The organism is Enterobacter cloacae complex sp. ECL72 (genome assembly GCF_019056635.1).
GTDB classification, from domain to species: Bacteria; Pseudomonadota; Gammaproteobacteria; order Enterobacterales; family Enterobacteriaceae; genus Enterobacter; species Enterobacter hormaechei_C.
This window is the reverse complement of sequence record NZ_CP077659.1, coordinates 4,317,791-4,337,570: the sequence shown is the minus strand read 5'-3', so window position 1 is coordinate 4,337,570 and position 19,780 is coordinate 4,317,791. Positions and strand designations below refer to the sequence as shown.

At 55.5% G+C, this 19,780-nt stretch carries 19 protein-coding genes; 7 read left to right on the top strand and 12 right to left on the bottom strand.

The window, feature by feature from the left end; translation table 11 throughout:
- Nucleotides 1-37: 37 nt before the first annotated feature.
- The 3 genes from KTH07_RS20935 to KTH07_RS20925 all read right to left on the bottom strand — a co-directional run bounded on the left by KTH07_RS20935 (nt 38) and on the right by KTH07_RS20925 (nt 3,828).
- Nucleotides 38-2,161: an alpha-galactosidase gene (locus tag KTH07_RS20935; protein ID WP_023304647.1), complete on the bottom strand. Its 2,124-nt coding sequence runs from the start codon at nt 2,159-2,161 to the stop codon at nt 38-40.
- 105 nt (nt 2,162-2,266) lie between these two features.
- Nucleotides 2,267-3,262 (bottom strand): LacI family DNA-binding transcriptional regulator, encoded by a 996-nt coding sequence (locus KTH07_RS20930; RefSeq protein WP_003861974.1) that lies wholly within the window; start codon nt 3,260-3,262, stop codon nt 2,267-2,269.
- A gap of 17 nt (nt 3,263-3,279) precedes the next feature.
- Complete coding sequence (locus KTH07_RS20925; protein WP_003861973.1) at nt 3,280-3,828, bottom strand: helix-turn-helix domain-containing protein; 549 nt, start codon at nt 3,826-3,828, stop codon at nt 3,280-3,282.
- Between the two features lie 103 nt (nt 3,829-3,931).
- Between KTH07_RS20925 and KTH07_RS20920 the strand changes: the two genes are divergently transcribed.
- Together KTH07_RS20920 and KTH07_RS20915 are read left to right on the top strand one after the other, a co-directional pair.
- Entirely contained in the window at nt 3,932-4,591 is a 660-nt protein-coding gene (locus KTH07_RS20920) for an AzlC family ABC transporter permease (protein WP_015569922.1), read from the top strand.
- Nucleotides 4,591-4,914 carry an AzlD domain-containing protein gene (locus KTH07_RS20915; protein WP_015569921.1) on the top strand — a complete coding sequence of 108 codons (324 nt, stop codon included), beginning with the start codon at nt 4,591-4,593 and terminating at the stop codon, nt 4,912-4,914. Before KTH07_RS20920 ends, KTH07_RS20915 begins: the two co-directional genes overlap by 1 nt.
- A gap of 42 nt (nt 4,915-4,956) precedes the next feature.
- On the opposite strand, the gene KTH07_RS20910 is transcribed toward KTH07_RS20915, so the two are convergent.
- From KTH07_RS20910 to fdhD, 6 genes are all read right to left on the bottom strand, one after another.
- Nucleotides 4,957-5,556: a hypothetical protein gene (locus tag KTH07_RS20910; RefSeq protein ID WP_023304648.1), complete on the bottom strand. Its 600-nt coding sequence runs from the start codon at nt 5,554-5,556 to the stop codon at nt 4,957-4,959.
- A complete protein-coding gene (locus tag KTH07_RS20905) occupies nt 5,547-7,970 on the bottom strand; it encodes a fimbrial biogenesis usher protein (RefSeq protein WP_017382679.1) in 2,424 nt (807 codons plus the stop codon). The genes KTH07_RS20910 and KTH07_RS20905 overlap by 10 nt, the downstream gene beginning before the upstream one ends.
- 26 nt (nt 7,971-7,996) lie before the next feature.
- The gene (locus KTH07_RS20900) at nt 7,997-8,683 is read right to left on the bottom strand and encodes a fimbria/pilus chaperone family protein (protein WP_017382678.1); all 687 of its coding nucleotides are present in this window, start codon (nt 8,681-8,683) and stop codon (nt 7,997-7,999) included.
- A 77-nt stretch (nt 8,684-8,760) separates the two neighbouring features.
- Complete coding sequence (locus tag KTH07_RS20895) at nt 8,761-9,474, bottom strand: DUF1120 domain-containing protein (RefSeq protein WP_023304651.1); 714 nt, start codon at nt 9,472-9,474, stop codon at nt 8,761-8,763.
- 486 nt (nt 9,475-9,960) lie between these two features.
- Nucleotides 9,961-10,173 carry a DUF1471 domain-containing protein gene (locus tag KTH07_RS20890; protein ID WP_015569916.1) on the bottom strand — a complete coding sequence of 71 codons (213 nt, stop codon included), beginning with the start codon at nt 10,171-10,173 and terminating at the stop codon, nt 9,961-9,963.
- Between the two features lie 114 nt (nt 10,174-10,287).
- Nucleotides 10,288-11,124: a formate dehydrogenase accessory sulfurtransferase FdhD gene (gene fdhD, locus KTH07_RS20885; protein ID WP_017382677.1), complete on the bottom strand. Its 837-nt coding sequence runs from the start codon at nt 11,122-11,124 to the stop codon at nt 10,288-10,290.
- Between the two features lie 371 nt (nt 11,125-11,495).
- On the opposite strand from fdhD, the gene fdnG reads away from it, so the two are divergent.
- From fdnG to fdhE, 4 genes are read left to right on the top strand one after another with little or no spacing between them, the layout of a single operon-like run.
- Entirely contained in the window at nt 11,496-14,546 is a 3,051-nt protein-coding gene (gene fdnG, locus KTH07_RS20880; protein ID WP_085929672.1) for a formate dehydrogenase-N subunit alpha, read from the top strand.
- Nucleotides 14,547-14,558: 12 nt separating this feature from the next.
- Nucleotides 14,559-15,461 (top strand): formate dehydrogenase subunit beta, encoded by a 903-nt coding sequence (gene fdxH, locus KTH07_RS20875; protein WP_014072386.1) that lies wholly within the window; start codon nt 14,559-14,561, stop codon nt 15,459-15,461.
- Nucleotides 15,458-16,093 carry a formate dehydrogenase cytochrome b556 subunit gene (gene fdoI, locus KTH07_RS20870; protein WP_015569914.1) on the top strand — a complete coding sequence of 212 codons (636 nt, stop codon included), beginning with the start codon at nt 15,458-15,460 and terminating at the stop codon, nt 16,091-16,093. The genes fdxH and fdoI overlap by 4 nt, the downstream gene beginning before the upstream one ends.
- On the top strand, nt 16,090-17,019 hold the full coding sequence (fdhE, locus tag KTH07_RS20865; RefSeq protein ID WP_003861956.1) for a formate dehydrogenase accessory protein FdhE: 930 nt from the start codon (nt 16,090-16,092) through the stop codon (nt 17,017-17,019). The genes fdoI and fdhE overlap by 4 nt, the downstream gene beginning before the upstream one ends.
- A gap of 39 nt (nt 17,020-17,058) precedes the next feature.
- On the opposite strand, the gene KTH07_RS20860 is transcribed toward fdhE, so the two are convergent.
- Nucleotides 17,059-17,430 carry a PIN domain-containing protein gene (locus tag KTH07_RS20860; protein WP_015569913.1) on the bottom strand — a complete coding sequence of 124 codons (372 nt, stop codon included), beginning with the start codon at nt 17,428-17,430 and terminating at the stop codon, nt 17,059-17,061.
- 2 nt (nt 17,431-17,432) lie between these two features.
- Nucleotides 17,433-17,675, bottom strand: a complete 243-nt coding sequence (locus KTH07_RS20855; RefSeq protein ID WP_015569912.1) for a ribbon-helix-helix domain-containing protein — start codon at nt 17,673-17,675, stop codon at nt 17,433-17,435.
- Nucleotides 17,676-17,873: 198 nt separating this feature from the next.
- Here KTH07_RS20855 and KTH07_RS20850 point away from each other — a divergent pair, with 198 nt between their 5' ends.
- Nucleotides 17,874-18,794, top strand: coding sequence for an alpha/beta hydrolase (locus KTH07_RS20850; RefSeq protein WP_015569911.1), 921 nt, complete (start codon nt 17,874-17,876; stop codon nt 18,792-18,794).
- Between the two features lie 8 nt (nt 18,795-18,802).
- Here the strand turns inward: KTH07_RS20850 and fabY are convergent, their stop codons facing one another.
- Nucleotides 18,803-19,744, bottom strand: coding sequence for a fatty acid biosynthesis protein FabY (gene fabY / locus KTH07_RS20845; protein ID WP_015569910.1), 942 nt, complete (start codon nt 19,742-19,744; stop codon nt 18,803-18,805).
- Nucleotides 19,745-19,780 lie beyond the last annotated feature (36 nt).

Below are 19,780 nucleotides of genomic sequence, written 5' to 3'. Positions count from 1 at the left end.
ATCCTCAACGGAGGGCCGGTTGCCCGGCCCGTCACCCTTACACGCGTTCCACACCAATCAGAATGGCGGTTTCCGGATCCAGAATCGGCAGCGCAATACCCGCCTGCATCAGCCACTCACCGCTTACCGTTTGCGGCGCGTTCATCCACGCCGGCAGCTTACGCATGGTGTGCCCGCCCTCGCCCGTAATCTGGATGTTCGGGTGATCGAGCAGCGTGATGCGGTACAGCGCGCTGGCGTCTAACCCCGGCATGCGCAGCGGCATCATCAGGGTGTAATCCGGCATCGCGAGCTGGCTGACCAAAAACAGCCCCTGCGTCTTATCTTCGCTCACTATACCCTGCGCCAGGGTGGTGGCGTCCGGCATATCCACGCGCCACTGGGTGCCGTGATGAATGACCTCTCGCCACCGCTTGTGCAGCGCGGCGTAATGGCGATAGCCTTCACGCTCCTGCGCATCGACGGTGAGCGGATCCAGCTCCAGCCCCATGTGACCAAACAGCGCCGTTAGCCCGCGGAACTGAATGCTGTGCTGGCGGAAGGTGGCGTGACATTTATGGTGACCGATATGCGCGCCCATCACCTCCGGCGGGAAGAAGTAGCTCATGCCGCGCTGGATAGTGTTGCGCTCCAGCGCGTCGTTGTTGTCGGACGCCCAGAAGCGGTGGCAGCGGGTCAGCACTTCGTAATCGATTCGCCCGCCGCCGGAGGAGCAGGATTCAAACTCAATGTGCGGGAAGCGCTCGCCCAGCACGTCCAGCAGGCGATAAAACTGGCGGGTCTGCGCGTCGGCGGCGGCTTTACCCTTGTGTCCCGGCTGCACCAGCTCGCGGTTCATATCCCATTTCACGTAGTCGACCGCGTGTTCGCCCAGCAGCCAGCTCATGCGTTCGACCAGATATTCAAAGGCCTGCGGAATATTGAGATTGAGCACCAGCTGATGTCGCCCGGTCGCCTGGGCGTAGCCCGGCAGCGCCAGCACCCAGTCAGGGTGCGCGCGATACAGATCGGAATCGGGGTTAATCATCTCCGGCTCAACCCAGATACCAAACTCCATGCTGAGCTGTTTAACGTGATCGATTACCGGCTTTAGGCCGTTCGGGTATTTTTTCTCGTCCAGATACCAGTCGCCCAGCGCGGCGTGGTCGTCGTTGCGGCCTTTGAACCAGCCGTCGTCAATGATAAAGCGCTCCACGCCCAGCGCTGCGGCCTCGTCGGCCATGCGCATGATGTAGTCCGGATCGTGGTTGAAGTAGATCCCCTCCCAGGTGTTGAGGTGCACCGGGCGCGGTTTATCTTCCGGGAAGCGGATAATGTTATCGCGCAGGTAGCGGTGGAACTGCTGGCTCATGCCATTCAGCCCGTGCGGGGAGTGGCTGGCATACAGGCGCGGCGTCCAGAGCGTTTCCCCCTCTTCAATCGCCATTTCACCCGGCAGGTAGAGCGCTTCGGCCTGCATATAGCGGCGGCCATCGGTTTTCGCCTCTGCGCGCAGGCGGTGGTTACCACTCCAGCCCAGATGTATACCCCAGACGTTGCCGTGCATTTCACTGAATGACGGCGTACCTGAAATCAGCGCCGGGAAATGTTCATGGGAGGTTTTACCCCGACGGTTTTCAATCACAAAGCTGTCATGTTCAAGCATCACGCGGTGCGGCTGAAACTCCCTGATCCAGCGTCCGTGGAAGGCCATCACCTCCTGCGCGCGTTCGGCCACCGGCAGCGTCACGGCAAAGCGATCCACCTGCCACGCCTGCGTTTTCAGGTTGGTTAACCCATGACGCACCACCAGTACGCCGCTGGCATCCAGCGTTATTTCACTGGTCAGACGCAGGCCTGCATGCTCGTCTTCAGCAGTGATTGTCAGGGCGTTTAACGCCTGCTGCACCTGCGTGGTTTTAAATACCGGCGATCCGTCCAGCCCCTGGCGGTGCCCCTCGATGCCCGGCGAGCCAAACAGCCCATGCCCCAGCTCTGCCATCAGCGTGACGGGGGAGTCGACGTCCAGCCTGCCATTAGCAACCGGGCGCGCAATACTCAGCACATCCTGCGGCGAAAAGTGCTGAAGGTGTGCCCCCCAGTAGAGAATTTCGGCGAACGGGTGGGTTTTTACCACCAAGTCAACCGTATTGCTTTCAAGTCGAAAAATGGAATCTTGCATCAGACATCTCCTGTCATCGGGATGTCCTGAGTGTTGATCCGAAACGTTTCGGATACAAACCAAAACGTTTCGGATCTGTGATCGGGTTTGGAATTTTTGGTGTAATCAGGCCGTCTGGCCTGGGGAGAATTCTGGCTGCCAGAGCACCTGAAGGGTGTCAATGTCGTCGCCATTAATCAGCTGGCGCACCATATCGGCAATCTGTTTCCCGACACCCTGACGGGTAGACTGGATCACCGCCGCGACGTCGATATCGACAATGCTGTCCTGCGGTAAGCCGTCATAGACCACCAGCGAAACGGCATTTTCACCGGTTAAGCGCCCCATCTGCGCCAGGGCCATCGCTGCGCCGTCGCCGTGGGTGTTGCAGTCAGTAATGATGGCCGTGGGCGGCTGCGGCAGGGAGAGAAGTTCTTGCGTGGTGGCATACCCCACGCGACGCGAAGGGGGCATGGCGCGCAGCCATTCGCTGGAAAGTCCGGCTTCCCGCAGCGCGTCCAGGTAGCCCTGGCGGCGCTGGGTGATGAATGCCTGGTTGTTGCTTTCGCCCAGCAGCGCAATGCGCTGATGGCCTTTCTCGATCAGCCAGCGGGTGGCCTGATATGTGCCGGCATAGTTGTCGAAATCGAACCACGCGTACGGCTGCGGGAGCTGGCTGCGGCCGAGCGCCAGGAACGGGAACCCGGCGGCCTGTAGCTGCTCAAGACGCGGATCGTGATCCAGCGTATGCGCCACAATCAGCGCATCCACGCGTCGGCTCTGCACCATGCGCATATAGCTGTGTTTGTCCGCCAGATCGTCGTCAGCGATGAGCAGCAGGTCAATCTCATGTCGCGCCAGTTCGTGGCTAATTTCGCCGACCATGTCCATAAAAACGCTGTTATTGAGCGGAACAGGATGCACCGGAAACACCAGCCCGACGGCGTCGATTTTGCCCATCTTCAGGCGACGGGCAAAGGTATTTGGTCGGTAGCCACGGCGCTGGGCCTCCGCTTCCACGCGGGCGCGCGTCTCAGCAGAAACGTCGTCATACCCGTTGAGGGCGCGGCTGACGGTGGTAACAGACAGCCCCAGTTCTTTGGCAATGGCTTTGAGCGACATGATTTTCCGTATCTTTGTTAGTTTTGTTCCGCCACCAGCAGCGCGTGCGTATCTGGCTCCAGCGCCTTAAAGATATGCGGCTGGTCAGCGGGGTAGCAAATGTAATCTCCCGGGCCGAGCTCTTCCGCCGCGTCGATCAGACCGACCATCGCCCGCCCCTGGGTCACGATAATATGCTCAACCGAACCAGGCGGATGGGGCTGGGAAATACGGTCTGCCCCCGGCTGAGTCAGCAGCAGATAGATATCACGACGCGCGCCAGGCGGACACGCCGCGAGCAAAATCGCCTCGTAGTTCGCCTGCCCGGCGACGACTTTTGTGCCCTCGCCGCGGCGGATCACCTGCGTGACGGGTTGCTGCGGCTCCAGTAACCGGGCAAACGGAATATCCAGCGCCACGCAAAGCGACCACAGCGTTTCCAGGCTAGGATTGCCGTTGCCAGACTCCAGTTGAGAAAGCGTGGATTTGGCGATCCCGGCACGGCGGGCAATTTCCGCCAGTGAGAGCCCGGTTCGCAAGCGTTCTCGCACCAGGCTTTTGGCGATCACGCTGATTGGCTGCGTCATAATAACGGCCTCTTTCTCTCTATAACGAACGAATCGTTCGTCTTGTAAAACGTTTCTGATGCGTTCATTATAATGGAAATACGTTCGATATGGCTAAAATGGTATGAAGAATCACCTCTCTTGCCTGAAAGGCGACACGATAAAAGCGATCGTCCTGGTCTGCCTCGCGGTGGGCGTGGTCGGCATGTCTTATGGCTCACTGGCGATGGCCTACGGTTTCCCGCTGTGGGTGCCGTTTGTCCTCTCCCTCACGGTGCTGGCAGGCGCATCCGAGTTTATGTTTATCGGCATCGTGGCGAGCGGCGGCAATCCGCTGGCAGCGGCAGCGGCCGGTTTACTGGTTAACGCGCGCCATGTGCCGTTCGGCGTTACGGTGCGTGAACTGGTGGGCAAGCGCGGCCTGAGCTTTCTGGGCTGTCATATCATGAATGATGAAAGTGTGGTGTTCGGCCTGTCGCAAAAAACCGCCGAGCAGCGTAAAGCGGCCTACTGGCTGTGCGGCCTGGGCGTGGCAATCATCTGGCCGCTGGGGGCGGTGCTGGGCGCGATGGTCGGCAAGCTGCTGCCGGACCCGGAAACCATCGGGCTGGACGCGGTGTTCCCGGCGATCCTGCTGGCGTTAGTGGTGCCGGCATTTAAAAACCGTACCACGCTGATCCGCGCCTGTAGCGGCGCAGTGTTGTCGCTGGCCGCCGTACCGTTTGCGCCGGTTGGCCTGCCGGTGCTGCTCTCTTTGCTCGGCCTTGCCGCGAGGAAAAAATAATGGAAAACATGACGGTCTTTATTCTCGGCATCGCCATTCTTTCTGCCGGAACCTATCTGATGCGTCTCGGCGGGGCGAAACTCGGTAGCCGGCTGGCGCTTTCTGAACGGTCGCAGGCGCTGCTTTCAGACGCGGCAACCGTTTTGTTGTTCTCCGTCGCGCTGGCGACAACGTTTTATGAAGGGGACCATTTTGCCGGGATGGCGCGCGTGCTGGGGGTGGGGTTCGCGGTGTTTCTGGCCTGGCGCAAAATGCCGTTAATTGTGGTGATCGTCGCGGCGGCGGTGGTGACAGCGCTGCTGCGTCTGGCGGGGATCCACTAGAAAATATGCCCGACATAACAGGTCGGCCGGGCATAACAGAGATTATCGCGCAGGAAGCGTATCAACATTGAGCGTCAGCGTTTCTTCAAAATCCGTTGTGTTAGTAACGCTAAATGCCTTGTCTGAAAGGTAGGTCGTGATCATCATGGTGGCGACAAACTGCTCGCCCGCCACTTCCGTGCCGTTAACCGCAGCCAGCGCTTTTTCCGGCTTCAGCGTCACCTGCGATGCGCCACCCTGAACGGCAACCGCGCCGATATCGACCGCGGCCAGCTGTACGGGGTTCCCGTCTACCCGCCCATCTTTAAATTCGATTTTCATCGCGCCGTTATCCGTAAAACGATACGCCAGGTTCTGTCGGGCAATCCCGTCTACGGAGAGGCGCATTTTGCGCGCATCCGGACACAGCACCGAAACCTGAACTTCACGCGTCACAGAAGCATAACCGTTATACACTTTGCCAATATGCTCAGCGGACGTTTGCCGCATATCCTCTTTACGGTAGCGCCCGTAATCGACTTTCTTCACCGCCGACATCATTTCACAGGCGCCGTCATCGGCCTGCGCCATTCCCGAAAGTCCCGCTGCGCCGCAGAGCAGCATAAGCATCAGCGCGTATTGACGAACGTTATTCAGAGACATTTCCCTGTCACCTCTTCATAGAATTTATTCGGTTCTGCCTCCGGCAGGGTGTACGTCAGCCTGCAACGCCCTTCATCCAGCTTCGCATACAGCTGCTGGCTGGCAGAGATATCGTTCAGGAAGATCACGCCGTCTTCTGGCGCACTCGTCACATACTCCCCTGCCGCGTCCACAATCGAGACACCTTCCGGCAGCGGCGTACCGTCCGCACGGCGTATACTGAGCAGCACGCGGCGCTGGCTTAACGTCGCAAACTCCCACTTCGCCACAGCGCCGTGAGACGCTTTGATCGCTGTTCTGCCATTTCTTACGTCCAGATTGCCTGGCAGGCTTTCCGTGTTGATCTCAATCGTGCTTTCACGGAACGGCGACAGCGCAGGAATAATCGCCTGGCCCCATTTATCGGTCCATACCGCGCCGCGCGGGGTACCTATCTCGATACCAGCCACCGGTTTATCCAGTCTGGCAATGGCGTACGTATCGGTCACGCGGTAAGGCGAGAAGGTCACCCCGTCGCTGTGGGCGACAATCCCGCCGCTTAATGCTGCTGAGTAGTTGGTATTGCTGTCGTTATCTCCTCCTGCCGCCAGCGCCAGGTTGGTGTAATGCAGATTACTGTTCAGCGAGCTGTCCCAGCTGGTGGTGTTCTCTTCCTGGTCCTGAGTGACCCCCACCGTGTACTGGTTCTCAGCGTTGAGCGAGCCCATTGCCCGCGTGCCGTAAGAACGCTTACCTTCGCTCTCGCGATACCAGGAGCTGGTTGTCACGCCTGAGCGTCCCAGCGGGATCGACACGTTTACGTAAAACTGATCGTTGTCGCTGCTGTCGTGCCGGCTGACATCCGACTCCCAGTTCACGCTCACGTTGAAGTATTTAAAAGTCTGTGACCACGACGAGATAAACCGGCGACTGTCATAGTCGCTGTTCCAGCTCTCGTTGCGATAATAGCTGAGGGAAAAGCGGCCCAGCGTGGTACTCGACCAGTTGATACCGACGCTGGTGTCGTATTTGGTTTGCGACATATCGTCATCGTCGCCGTAAAGTTCCGCCATCTCGCGATAGTCCGGTGTGCCATAGCTACCGCCCAGCGAAAGCCCAATGCCCCACGGCAGGGAGTAACCCAGATCCAGCGTCGTTTTGTTGCCGTCGGTTTGCGTCTGGTTGTCTATTGACGCCAGAAAACCCAACGAGGCATACAGGTTCTGCATCGGTATGGTATCGAGGTTGCCGGAGAAGCCATAATAGTGGTTATCCGCCATCACCATACCGGCCAGGAAATTGACACGCTTATTGACAGACCAGCCGTCGTTGGCGGACACCACCCACGGATTTTCAAAGCGTGAGTCCATGTCTTCAACGCGGCCCATAGCCAGCGTAAAGCCCGGGGCACGGCCTATATGATTGCTGCGGAACGTACTTGCCGAGACAGTGAATCGGTTTTCGCTGCCGTCAGTCTCGGTGACCGTTACGTTCAGGTCGGTGTTGAGGTTCGCCAGCGGCACGTCATCCAGGTTGAACGGACCGGCAGGAACCAGCGTTGAGTAAATAAGCTGTCCGCCCTGGCGGATATCGACGCGCGCCTGCGGATTACGGGCAATACCGCTGACTTCGACGCCCGTCCCCACCTGAGGAGTGAGTGCGGTATCCGGCATCATCTGGACCCCGTAAATTCCCGGAATACTGAAGCGGCTGTTGGCGATGTTAATCTGGCCACCCTGCACCATCACGCCATAATCGGTAAAGGTACGCTGGGCATAGGTGTAGAGGGAGTCGACATCAAAATCCTGATCGCTGCCGTCGCTAATGAACTGCGTGCTGCGCACAATCCAGTCTCCGGCATTAAAGCCCATTTCAAAGGTCGACTGGAAACGGTCAGCGTTCTCATCATCATAGTGATTATGGGTGCCAAACATGGAGTAATTCAGCATGGCTGCACGTCCGCCACGCACCTCGGCGAACTGTCGGTCATAATCAGGGTCGATCGCTTCAGGCGGTACAACAACCGATATTTCATCAATATCCGGCGAAGTCTGAATCGTTGATCCGGACCAGTAGTGATAAATCTTCGGGCAGGTGCCTCTTTTCGTCTGTTTAATCAGGCCCGCGTTTTCCAGAAACGCTTTATCAATACAGGGCGTTCCTTCCTCATCAAATTTCACGGGCATAATATTGCGCTGCTTACCATTAATATTAACCGTCACATTATGGTAGCCAGGGGTAAAACGGGGAGTGAGGGAATAGTAATCCGCAATGGCCGGATCAAGCCCGTTATTTTTTAAAGCATCGCTGTCAAATATGGCTCGCGCCAGTTCCAGAGATTCATTCGCATTAGAGGAAATCTCAGCCCGAATATTAAATGCCAGCACGCTAAGGCAAAACACGAGCATTCCCTTTTTACAGGAACCGTTTAACATAACTACTCCATGTTTGTTAAGTGATTTTATTGCTGAAGGTCGGCGATATATTTCCCTGCCTTATAGCCATAACGCGTTGCCGGATAGATTTCGATTTGTTTTTCGGATGCTGATATTTTGGCTGGGGCGCTGGCCGTCATTTTTTCGCCAGGAAGAATGTAAGTCTTAGCTAATGTCGCGATCGTACCCGAGGCCATTAATTTCACCTTTTGCTCCAGTCGGACGACATAAGGCGTATTATTCTCAACCGTGACATTGCCATTTTTTATCTGCCAGGTGAGTGCCTTCCAGGGTTCAATATTTACCGCCAGGCCAGCCGGGTGAATAATGACGGGAAGGTTCTGGCTAAACACCACTTTAACTTTATTTTTTTCACGCTGAGGGATAGCGGTAAAAATGACACGCTTAAAATGTTCCACCTTCAGCGGCTCATTACTGTTTTTCAGCACAAAACGCACGCGCTGGGTTTTACCCGCATCTACGCGCACAACCGGCTGCGTGGCAATCAGACCCGGTTTGGGGTCGTCCGGGAGATCAATAATTTTGGTGTACAGCAGCTGTGCTTCAGCATCGGTGTTTTTAACATCCATGCTGGCCCCCTGCTTGTCTTCATTGACAATAAGCAGCGAGGTATCCGGCACCATCCCGGCAGCCATACCGTTGAATGAGGCCAGCAGGCAGGCACAGATCAGCGTTCTCTTTAAAAGCAGCATAATATTAGTCCATTAATATTGGTATAGGACACCCCACCGAAGTGAGGTGTCAGGTATTTCATGATACGTGGGGGTGATTACAGATAAACCAGCTCAACGTTGGTTAAGCCGTCCAGGGTAGCTTCATCCGTGATATTTAAATCGTTGGTTGGGTTAATCATCGCGGCAATGCCCACGTTGAAGTTAATTTTAGTTTGTGCAACAGGTGCCACTGTACCGGTCGCTTGATCTGTGAAGGAATAAATCTCACTCTTATCAGGTTTCACCTGTAAGTAGCGAAACCCGCTTTTAACTCCCCATGATGCGCCGTTATCGCTGGTGAAGATTGGATAAAGGTTTACACCGTCTCCGTTGGTCGTCGCCCCGTCGGTCTTTTGGATACCCATTGAATAAGCGCCAATCTTCTTATCGCCATACATCCCCAGGCCAGCCGTAAAACCCGCACTGGTAATGAAATCCGAATCAATAAAGTTCACCGGCATATTCTCCGTAGGCGCAGAATCCACATGCGAATCGTTAAAGGTCACGCCAACGCGGGTCGCTTCTTCACAGGTAATAGAAATAGGGATAATTTTAACATCCGCCAGAGGGGTTGGGGTGGTGGAATTCAGACTAGCCACCTTCATGGTACCGAAATCAGCAATACCGCCACCGCTAATAAATGCCGGTGTACAGGAAGACGGAACAATTTTCCCCGTAACGTGAATATCAACACTGGAAGCCGCCATTGCTGAAGACGCCGCTACTGCCAGTACAGATGCCAGCACTCCTTTTTTAAACATCGCGTTCATTTAATTTCCTTATATGAGTTAAATACAAAATAAACCAAAAGAGAAATATTTGGTTTTAGGGGTAAAGATTTAATATTGTTTTTGAAACTATCATCATGAATAACCGGGGTCAATGACTCCGAATCTCTTTAGGATTAAAGCCTGAGGATTTCCTTATTATTTGGGATCAATTATTGATTATTTATATAATAAACCCCGAAATACAGTCTGAAAGACATGAAATCATACATTATTGAAATGAATTAAAAGAACTGGTCAGACCTTGTATTTAGATCATGTATGAGATTGCTGATTTTTAAGTAAGGGTAACTCAACCGGACGGCACATTATAGTTATTATTCAACCAATAAGAAATATCCCGGAGGATATGGCTATCTTCTGTCAGGTTGAAAATACAGGCGGTTTGTACAGGAAGGCGGGTTAAAACAGGGGAGCAGAATGAAACCTGTCCCTGCTCCGAAGAGCAAGGGACAGCGGCTATATGACTTATTTGTTCAGTTCAGCGGTCATGTGTACGCGGTTACCGGTGAATGCCTGGGTAATTTTGTAGGATGACGCGCCCGCTTCCTGAGCCTGTGCGGCGATTTTGGCTTCTGCGCCATCGAGGGTAGAGGCGGATGCAGTCACAGTCTGCGCAGCGAAAGAACCGAAAGAAGCAGCCAGAGCGATTACAGCGACAAAAGTTTTGATGCTTTTCATGAGATAAACCTTTTCGTTAAGTTGTTTAGATAAGGCACCGTGCCTTGATGAGATAAATACTAGCCCTCATCATGAACAACTAAAAGCGGAAGGTTTTGCTATACTCATTCAAAATTACTGATTAACAATTAATCGCTGCGGATGGGTGTAAATTGTCGCCCTGCCCGGCTTGCAGAACCCCACCAGCGTCAGGTTGCAGCGCTCTGCCACTTCGACCGCCAGCGTTGTCGCAGCCGACACCGCAAACAGGATCTCCACGCCGCACATGGCCGCTTTCTGCACCATTTCATAGCTGGCGCGGCTGGAAACGAGCGCGGCCCCTTGCTGCCAGACGGCATCTTCACGCGCGCGACGGCCCAGCAGCTTATCCAGCGCCACATGGCGGCCCACATCTTCATGACCTCCGACGATCTCGCCCGACGGGAGCACCCACGCCGCAGCATGTGTACAGCCGCTCAGCTGACCTATGGGCTGGACATCATTGAGGTGCTCCAGGGCTTTGTCGAGGTTACCGAGGTTGAAGGTCTGGGTAAACGGCAGCGGCGCGACGGGCTTACCGATATCGTTAAGCTGTTCAACGCCGCACACGCCGCAGCCGGTACGTCCGGCCAGCGCCCGGCGGCGCTCTTTCAGCCCCATAAAGCGACGACTGGAGAGTTCGATTTGTACTTCAAGACCATTACAGGCCTGAACCACATCCATACCGTAGATCTCCTGCGGATGCGCAATGATGCCTTCCGAGAGGGAAAAACCTATGGCGAACAGTTCCAGATCTTTCGGCGAAGCCATCATCACCACATGCGAAATCCCGTTGTAAACCAGGGCAACGGGGACCTCTTCCGCCAGAAAATCCGGCGTGGCATGTGAAATGTGAGGCGGTCTGTGTACCGACAGTTCCACAATGCCCGCAGGCAGTGGCGACACGTGGGCAGCACGGTTTTGTTTAGACACAACGGTATTCCTGAACAACCACGGAAGTGAGCCTGCTATTGCAACACAAACGGCAGGCCTTACGCATAGTATGGATCAACTTTTCAGCAACCATTCTCCTACTCAATACGGAGGGGTGCAACCGATCAGCTGCTACACCTCTTTAACATGCACAGGATAAAATGTGATTGATATCACATTTTATAATCAATGCCGTGATAATACGTTCACTTTGTTTTAACCCCGTTAGAACAGGCGTACCGACATTGTGGTATTCTGGGCTTATCCCTCGGAGAAATGAGGGATTAATGCAAATTTTTCTCCTTTGCGGTTAATTCTCAACCGCAAAGTAAAACTACATAGCAATGTCGTAATGAACCAAGGAGTGACCCATGCAGGTCAGCAGAAGGCAGTTCTTTAAGATCTGCGCTGGCGGTATGGCAGGCACCACGGCGGCGGCACTGGGCTTTGCGCCCGGTGTAGCGCTGGCGGAAACACGGCAGTATAAACTGCTGCGCACCCGCGAAACCCGTAACACCTGTACGTACTGCTCCGTCGGCTGTGGGCTGTTAATGTATAGCCTCGGCGACGGTGCGAAAAACGCCAAAGCATCCATTTTCCACATCGAAGGCGATCCGGATCACCCGGTCAACCGTGGTGCGCTGTGTCCGAAAGGGGCCGGTCTGGTAGATTTTATCCACTCCGAAAGCCGCCTGAAGTTTCCTGAGTATCGCGCTCCCGGCTCTGACAAATGGCAGCAAATCAGCTGGGAGGAAGCGTTCGATCGCATCGCTAAGCTGATGAAAGAAGACCGCGATGCCAACTTTATCGCGAAGAATGCCGAAGGCACCACCGTTAACCGCTGGCTCTCCACCGGCATGCTGTGTGCTTCAGCGTCGAGTAACGAAACCGGCTATTTAACCCAGAAATTTACGCGCGCACTCGGTATGCTCGCGGTCGACAACCAGGCGCGTGTCTGACACGGACCAACGGTAGCAAGTCTTGCTCCAACATTTGGTCGCGGTGCGATGACCAACCACTGGGTCGACATCAAAAACGCCAACCTCATTGTGGTGATGGGCGGTAACGCCGCTGAAGCGCACCCTGTCGGGTTCCGCTGGGCGATGGAAGCCAAAATCCACAACGGCGCGAAGCTGATTGTGATCGATCCCCGCTTTACGCGTACAGCGTCAGTGGCGGATTTCTACACCCCAATTCGTTCAGGTACTGACATCACTTTCCTGTCAGGCGTATTGCTGTACCTGATGACCAACGAAAAATATAACCGCGAGTACACCGAAGCTTATACCAACGCCAGCCTGATCGTGCGTGAGGATTACCACTTCGAAGATGGCCTGTTCAGCGGTTATGACGCCGAAAAACGCAAATATGACAAAACCAGCTGGAACTACGAGCTGGACGAAAACGGCTTTGCGAAGCGCGACACCACCCTGCAACACCCGCGCTGCGTGTGGAACCTGCTGAAAGAGCACGTGTCCCGCTATACGCCGGAGGTTGTCGAAAACATCTGTGGGACGCCGAAGGCGGACTTCCTGAAGGTGTGCGAGCTGATAGCGGAAACCAGCGCGAAAGATAAAACCGCGTCGTTCCTGTATGCGCTCGGCTGGACGCAGCACTCCATCGGCGCGCAGAACATCCGCACCATGGCGATGGTTCAGCTGCTCCTCGGCAACATGGGGATGGCAGGCGGCGGCGTGAACGCCCTGCGCGGTCACTCCAACATTCAGGGTCTGACCGACCTCGGCCTGCTGTCTCAGAGCCTGACGGGTTACATGAACCTGCCGAGCGAGAAACAGACCGACCTGCAAACCTACCTGACGGCCAGCACGCCAAAACCGCTGCTCGAAGGCCAGGTGAACTACTGGGGCAACTATCCGAAGTTCTTCGTCTCGCTGATGAAAGCCTTCTACGGCGACAAGGCGACGGCGGAAAACAGCTGGGGCTTTGACTGGCTGCCGAAGTGGGACAAAGGTTACGACGTACTTCAGTACTTCGAAATGATGCACCAAGGCCAGGTCAACGGCTATATCTGCCAGGGCTTTAACCCGGTGGCGTCGTTCCCGAACAAGAACAAGGTTGTCGAGTCTCTGTCGAAGCTGAAGTTCCTGGTGACGATTGACCCGCTCAATACCGAAACGTCGACGTTCTGGCAGAACCACGGTGAGTCGAACGATGTCGATCCGTCGAAGATTCAGACCGAAGTGTTCCGTCTGCCGTCTACCTGCTTCGCGGAAGAGAACGGGTCTATCGTCAACTCCGGCCGCTGGTTGCAGTGGCACTGGAAAGGCGCGGATGCCCCGGGCATCGCCTTGAACGACGGCGAGATCCTGGCCGGTATCTTCTTACGTCTGCGTAAAATGTACGCGGCTGAAGGCGGCGCAACGCCTGAGCCGGTGCTGAACATGACCTGGAACTACTCGACGCCAGAGAATCCGTCTCCGGAAGAAGTGGCGATGGAGAGCAACGGTAAGGCGCTGGCGGACGTTATCGACCCGGCGACCGGTGCGGTGCTGGCGAAGAAAGGCGATCAGCTCAGCACCTTTGCGCACCTGCGCGATGACGGTACGACCTCCAGCGGCTGCTGGATCTTTGCCGGTAGCTGGACGCCGAAAGGCAACCAGATGGCCAACCGCGATAACGCCGACCCGTCGGGCCTCGGCAATACGCTGGGCTGGGCATGGGCATGGCCGCTTAACCGCCGCATCCTCTATAACCGCGCCTCAGCTGACCCGCAGGGCAACCCGTGGGATCCGAAGCGTCAGCTGCTGAAGTGGGACGGCGCGAAATGGGGCGGCGTGGATATTCCGGACTACAGCACTGCCGCACCAGGCAGCGATGTCGGGCCGTTTATCATGCAGCCTGAAGGGATGGGGCGCCTGTTTGCTATCGATAAGATGGCGGAAGGTCCGTTCCCGGAACACTACGAGCCGTTTGAGACGCCGCTGGGTACCAACCCGCTGCACCCGAACGTGGTCTCTAACCCGGCAGCCCGCATCTTCAAGGGCGATTTTGAAGCGCTGGGTAAAAAGGACAAGTTCCCGTATGTCGGCACCACTTACCGTCTGACCGAGCACTTCCACTACTGGACCAAGCACGCGTTGCTGAATGCCATCGCGCAGCCGGAGCAGTTTGTGGAGATCGGCGAGAAGCTGGCGAACAAACTCGGCATTGCCCATGGCGATACCGTGAAGGTCTCCTCTAACCGCGGCTACATCAAAGCCAAGGCGGTGGTGACCAAGCGTATTCGCACGCTGAACGTTCACGGTCAGCAGGTGGATACCATCGGCATCCCAATTCACTGGGGTTATGAGGGCGTGGCGAAGAAAGGGTTCATTGCGAACACCCTGACGCCGTTCGTCGGTGATGCGAACACGCAGACGCCGGAGTTTAAGGCCTTCCTCGTGAACGTGGAAAAGGTGTAACGGAGACGACTTATGGCTTATCAATCTCAAGACATTATCCGTCGTTCCGCGACTAACGGTTTCACGCCCGCGCCTCAGGCGCGGGACCACCAGCAGGAAGTGGCGAAGCTTATCGACGTGACCACCTGTATCGGCTGTAAAGCCTGTCAGGTGGCCTGTTCAGAGTGGAACGACATCCGTGACGAAGTGGGTCACAACGTCGGGGTGTACGACAACCCGGCGGACCTGACCGCCAAGTCCTGGACGGTAATGCGTTTCTCGGAAGTGGAGCAGAACGACAAACTGGAATGGCTTATCCGCAAAGATGGCTGTATGCACTGTGCGGATCCGGGCTGCCTGAAGGCGTGTCCGTCAGAAGGGGCTATCATTCAGTATGCCAACGGCATCGTCGACTTCCAGTCCGAGCAGTGTATTGGCTGCGGCTATTGCATCGCGGGTTGTCCGTTTGACGTGCCGCGCCTGAACCCGGAAGACAACCGCGTCTACAAATGTACGCTGTGCGTTGACCGCGTAAATGTCGGCCAGGAGCCAGCGTGCGTGAAGACCTGTCCAACTGGCGCTATCCACTTTGGCTCCAAAGAGGATATGAAAACGCTGGCGGCAGAGCGCGTGGGCGAGCTGAAAACCCGTGGTTACGATAACGCAGGCCTGTACGATCCGGCCGGGGTTGGCGGTACGCACGTGATGTACGTGCTGCACCACGCCGACAAGCCGAACCTGTATCACGGCCTGCCGGAGAACCCGGAAATCAGCGCGACCGTGAAGTTCTGGAAAGGTATCTGGAAACCGCTGGCCGCGGTCGGTTTTGCGGCCACCTTCGCAGCGAGCATCTTCCACTACGTCGGCGTTGGTCCGAACCGTGCGGAAGAGGAAGACGACAACCTGCATGAAGAGAAAGACGAGGTGCGCAAATGAGAAAACGTGACACCATCGTGCGCTACACCGCGCCGGAACGCATCAACCACTGGGTCACCGCCTTCTGCTTCATGCTGGCGGCGATAAGCGGGCTGGGGTTCTTCTTCCCGTCCTTCAACTGGCTGATGCAGATACTGGGCACGCCGCAGCTGGCGCGCATCCTTCACCCGTTCGTGGGTGTGGTGATGTTTGCCTCGTTCATCATCATGTTTTTCCGCTACTGGCACCATAACCTAATCAATCGGGATGATATCTTTTGGGCGAAGAATATTCGTAAGATCGTCGTCAACGAGGAAGTGGGTGATACCGGGCGTTATAACTTCGGCCAGAAATGCGTATTCTGGGCGGCGATTATCTTCCTGGTCCTGTTGCTGGTGAGCGGCGTGATCATCTGGCGTCCGTACTTTGCGCCTGCTTTCTCAATCCCGGTGATCCGATTCGCGCTGATGCTGCATTCATTTGCCGCAGTGGCGTTAATTGTGGTTATCATGGTGCATATTTACGCCGCCCTCTGGGTGAAAGGCACCATTACCGCGATGGTGGAAGGCTGGGTCACCAAAACGTGGGCGAAGAAACATCACCCGCGCTGGTACCGAGAAGTCCGCCAGAAACAGGAAAAGTCATCTGAATGAGTATTCGCATAATCCCGCAAGATGAGCTGGGGTCGAGCGAGAAACGTACGGCGGAGTATATTCCGCCGTTGTTATTCCCCAGACTCAAGAACCTCTACAACCGCCGCGCAGAGCGTCTGCGCGAGCTAGCAGAGAACAACCCGCTGGGCGATTTTCTGCGTTTTGCCGCGCTGGTCGCCCATGCGCAGGAAGTGGTGCTGTACGACCATCCGCTGCAAATGGACCTGACCGCACGCATCAAAGAAGCCAACGAGCAGGGCAAACCGCCGCTGGATATTCACGTCCTGCCGCGCGACAAGCACTGGCATAAGCTGCTGCATTCCCTGATCGCCGAGCTGAAGCCCGAGATGAGCGGCACGGCGCTGGCAGTCATTGAGAACCTGGAAAAAGCCTCCGATCAGGAGCTGGAAGAGATGGCGAGCGCGCTGTTTGCTTCCGACTTCTCACTGGTGAGCAGCGATAAAGCGCCGTTCATCTGGGCTGCGCTGTCGCTCTACTGGGCGCAAATGGCGAGCCTGATTCCAGGTAAAGCCCGCGCCGAATACGGCGAAGCGCGCCAGTTCTGCCCGGTGTGTGGTTCAATGCCGGTCTCCAGCATGGTGCAAATCGGCACCACTCAGGGGCTGCGCTACCTGCACTGCAACCTGTGTGAAACCGAGTGGCACGTGGTGCGCATCAAGTGCAGCAACTGCGAACAGACCCGCGATCTGAACTACTGGTCGCTGGAAAATGAAGACGCGGCGGTGAAAGCGGAGAGCTGCGGCGACTGCGGGACCTACCTGAAGATTCTGTATCAGGAAAAAGACCCGAAAGTCGAAGCCGTGGCCGACGATCTCGCCTCGCTGATTCTGGACGCGAAGATGGAGCAGGAGGGCTTTGCCCGCAGCTCGATCAACCCGTTCCTGTTCCCGGGTGAAGGGGAGTAATCTCCTGTGAGAGTGCCGGGCGGCGCGAGCTTGCCCGGCCTACACCTGGTAAGGCGTAAGGACCTCGTCAATACCCGCAAAATCTTTCGTGTTGCGAGAAATCAACGGACATTTTCTGCTCTGCGCTGTGGCCAGAATGATAGCATCAGGCAGTTTCATTCCATGCTTCTCACGTAGTAAAACGCTTCTTTCCGCAATATCCCGAGACACATCAATAATTTCAAAAGCGCCCATAACGGCTGCCGTTTTCGCTTCATGACCATGCCTGCGAGCGCTCACCATTACTTCCATCCAGGTAATTAAGCTGATGGCACGATGCGACGCGGTATGCTCAATCGCATCCGCAGCTTCAATACGGTTGTTGAAGAGATCAATGAGAATATTGGTATCAAACACTGCCATGTGCTCCATGATTACCACTCCTCACGCAGCTTGCGTTCATACTCAAGCCCGTCCTCTTTTCTGTCTCCCCACAGACCAAGCGCATTTCGGATAACAGAAGAACTCTGCTGGTCGAGATACAGCTCTATCGCTTCCCGAAGCAGTTCAGCACGTGGTTGATTTCGCAATTGCTTGAGATTATCCAAACGTTGAATCACGTCATCAGACAAATCGATAAGTATTCTGCCCATATCAAGTTCCGCCAAAACGCTCATATATCACCTTAGTATATCATCTTTGGTTAATTTTCAGGCAAAATACTCTTTATCAATTTAGGGTGAAAGGACGTTTTTAAGGGAATGATCGATTTTGCGAGCCGCTTTCCACAATATGCACCTCTCAACATTTCTCTGTTTTCATCTGCTGTAAACCAGGCTATAAACTGTATAAAAACACAGTAAAAGGACGTAATCATGGCACTGGAAAAGGGTATTGATAAGCTGGTACAGGAGTTTATTGCCACAGGACGACCTTCCTCGCGAAAGCAGAGTATTGATGACCGGAGAAGCGGATATGTCGCCAGCACAGCGCTAGCCGGGGAAACAGAAACGCGTGTCCAGGTTGAAACGCTTGTTCTTGAGGATATGACCTTTCGGGTATTTTCGCCTTTCAATGCCCCTGAAACGTTATCTTGTGCCCTCTACTATCATGGCGGTTGTTTTGTCAGCGGTGGGTTTGAAACCCATGATAATCAGCTTCGCCAACTGGCGTTTTACGGTAACTGCCGGGTCATTGCGGTTCAGTACAGACTCGCACCCGAGCATACTTTCCCCGCTGCGCATGACGATGCAGAGAGAGCGGCAGATCTTGTCTGGCAAAATGCAGAACAATTAGGTGTGGATAAAAACCGGATTACACTTTGTGGAGACAGCGCGGGAGGTCATCTTGCGCTGGTAACGTCATTGCGGCTTAAGGCCAAAGGTCTCTGGGATCCCGCGCAGCTCATTCTTATCTACCCCATGCTCGACGCTACGGCCAGTTTTGAAAGCTATACCCTCAATGGCATGGATTACGTGATTACTCGCGATACCCTTTTGAGCGGCTATGAAATGTATCTGGCTGGAGCCGACCGTCAACATCCTGAAGTCAGCCCACTGTGGCGCAACGACTTTAGCGGTCTGCCGAAGGTCCATATTGTTACCGCGGAATATGATCCGTTACGCGACGAAGGCGAGGCGCTTTATCAGCGCCTCACGGAGCAAGGCGTGAAGTGTACCGCTCAACGATGGTGGGGTGTAATACACGGCTTCTTCCAGTTGGGTGGAATTAGCCAGTCAGCGCGAGACGTTATGCGAGATATTGCCTGGCGCATTAACCATGCCGGGCGAGAGTGAGAAGGAGACTATTCCTCCTCGTTCCCGCCCTCTTCATACGCGCCATACGGCTTCGCAGGCAGAACGATATAGGTGCCTTCAAACACCGCGCCTGGCGTTTCATCGCCGAACAGCTCAACCTGCATCTGTACGCGTGCTTTACGTCCACGCGCCAGACGGTCGAGATCGCCGCCCAGTGCGCCCAGGTCAGCAACCGCGCTCGGCTTGCCGCTGATCGGGGCGCTGTAGCGGATATGGGCATCGGCCAGAATAATGGTGCCGCCGAGATGACGTTCGCGCAGCATCAGCCAGATCAGTCCCCAGCCGGTGAGCGTGGCGAGTGAAAACAGGCTGCCGGCAAACAGGGTATGGTGCGGGTTCTGGTTGCCGGTTTCCGGCATGGTGGTAATAAATTTTTGCCCGGTGTACTGCTGAATACGCACACCCATTTTTTCACTGAGCGGAATGTGCTGATACCATGCCTGCTGGAGCTGCCCGCACCAGTCGGCGCGATGGAGAATATCGTCCAGCGTGGCGATGGGTTTGATCATCAAAAAGTGACGAATCGGCGTAGTTTGCGGGGCGGTGATTTCCCCCTGATTCACGAAACCAAGCTTGGCAAAGAACTCAACGGCATCTTCGCGGGCGCTACAGGTGACACGCTTGACCCCTTCCTGACGGGCAACGGATTCCAGCGTCATAGCCATCAGCGTTCCAAGGCCTTTGTCCTGCACGGAGGGATGAACGGCCATAAAGCGGATTGAAGCTTCGTTGTCGGCATTGATATACAGTCGCCCAACGGCGACGAGGTTGCCCTCTTCATCAACCACCATCTGGTGGTGCGCCATCGCGTCCCAGGCGTCGCGTTCAGAGCCTTTAGGTTGATGCAGTGGCTTGCGCAGCATTTCCCAGCGGAAATGGTAATAAGCGTCTAATTCTTCTTCCGTTTGCGGTACTCGAAGGTGATACATAGCTGTACTCTCTCTTGTTACCCGCGGCCATGCCGC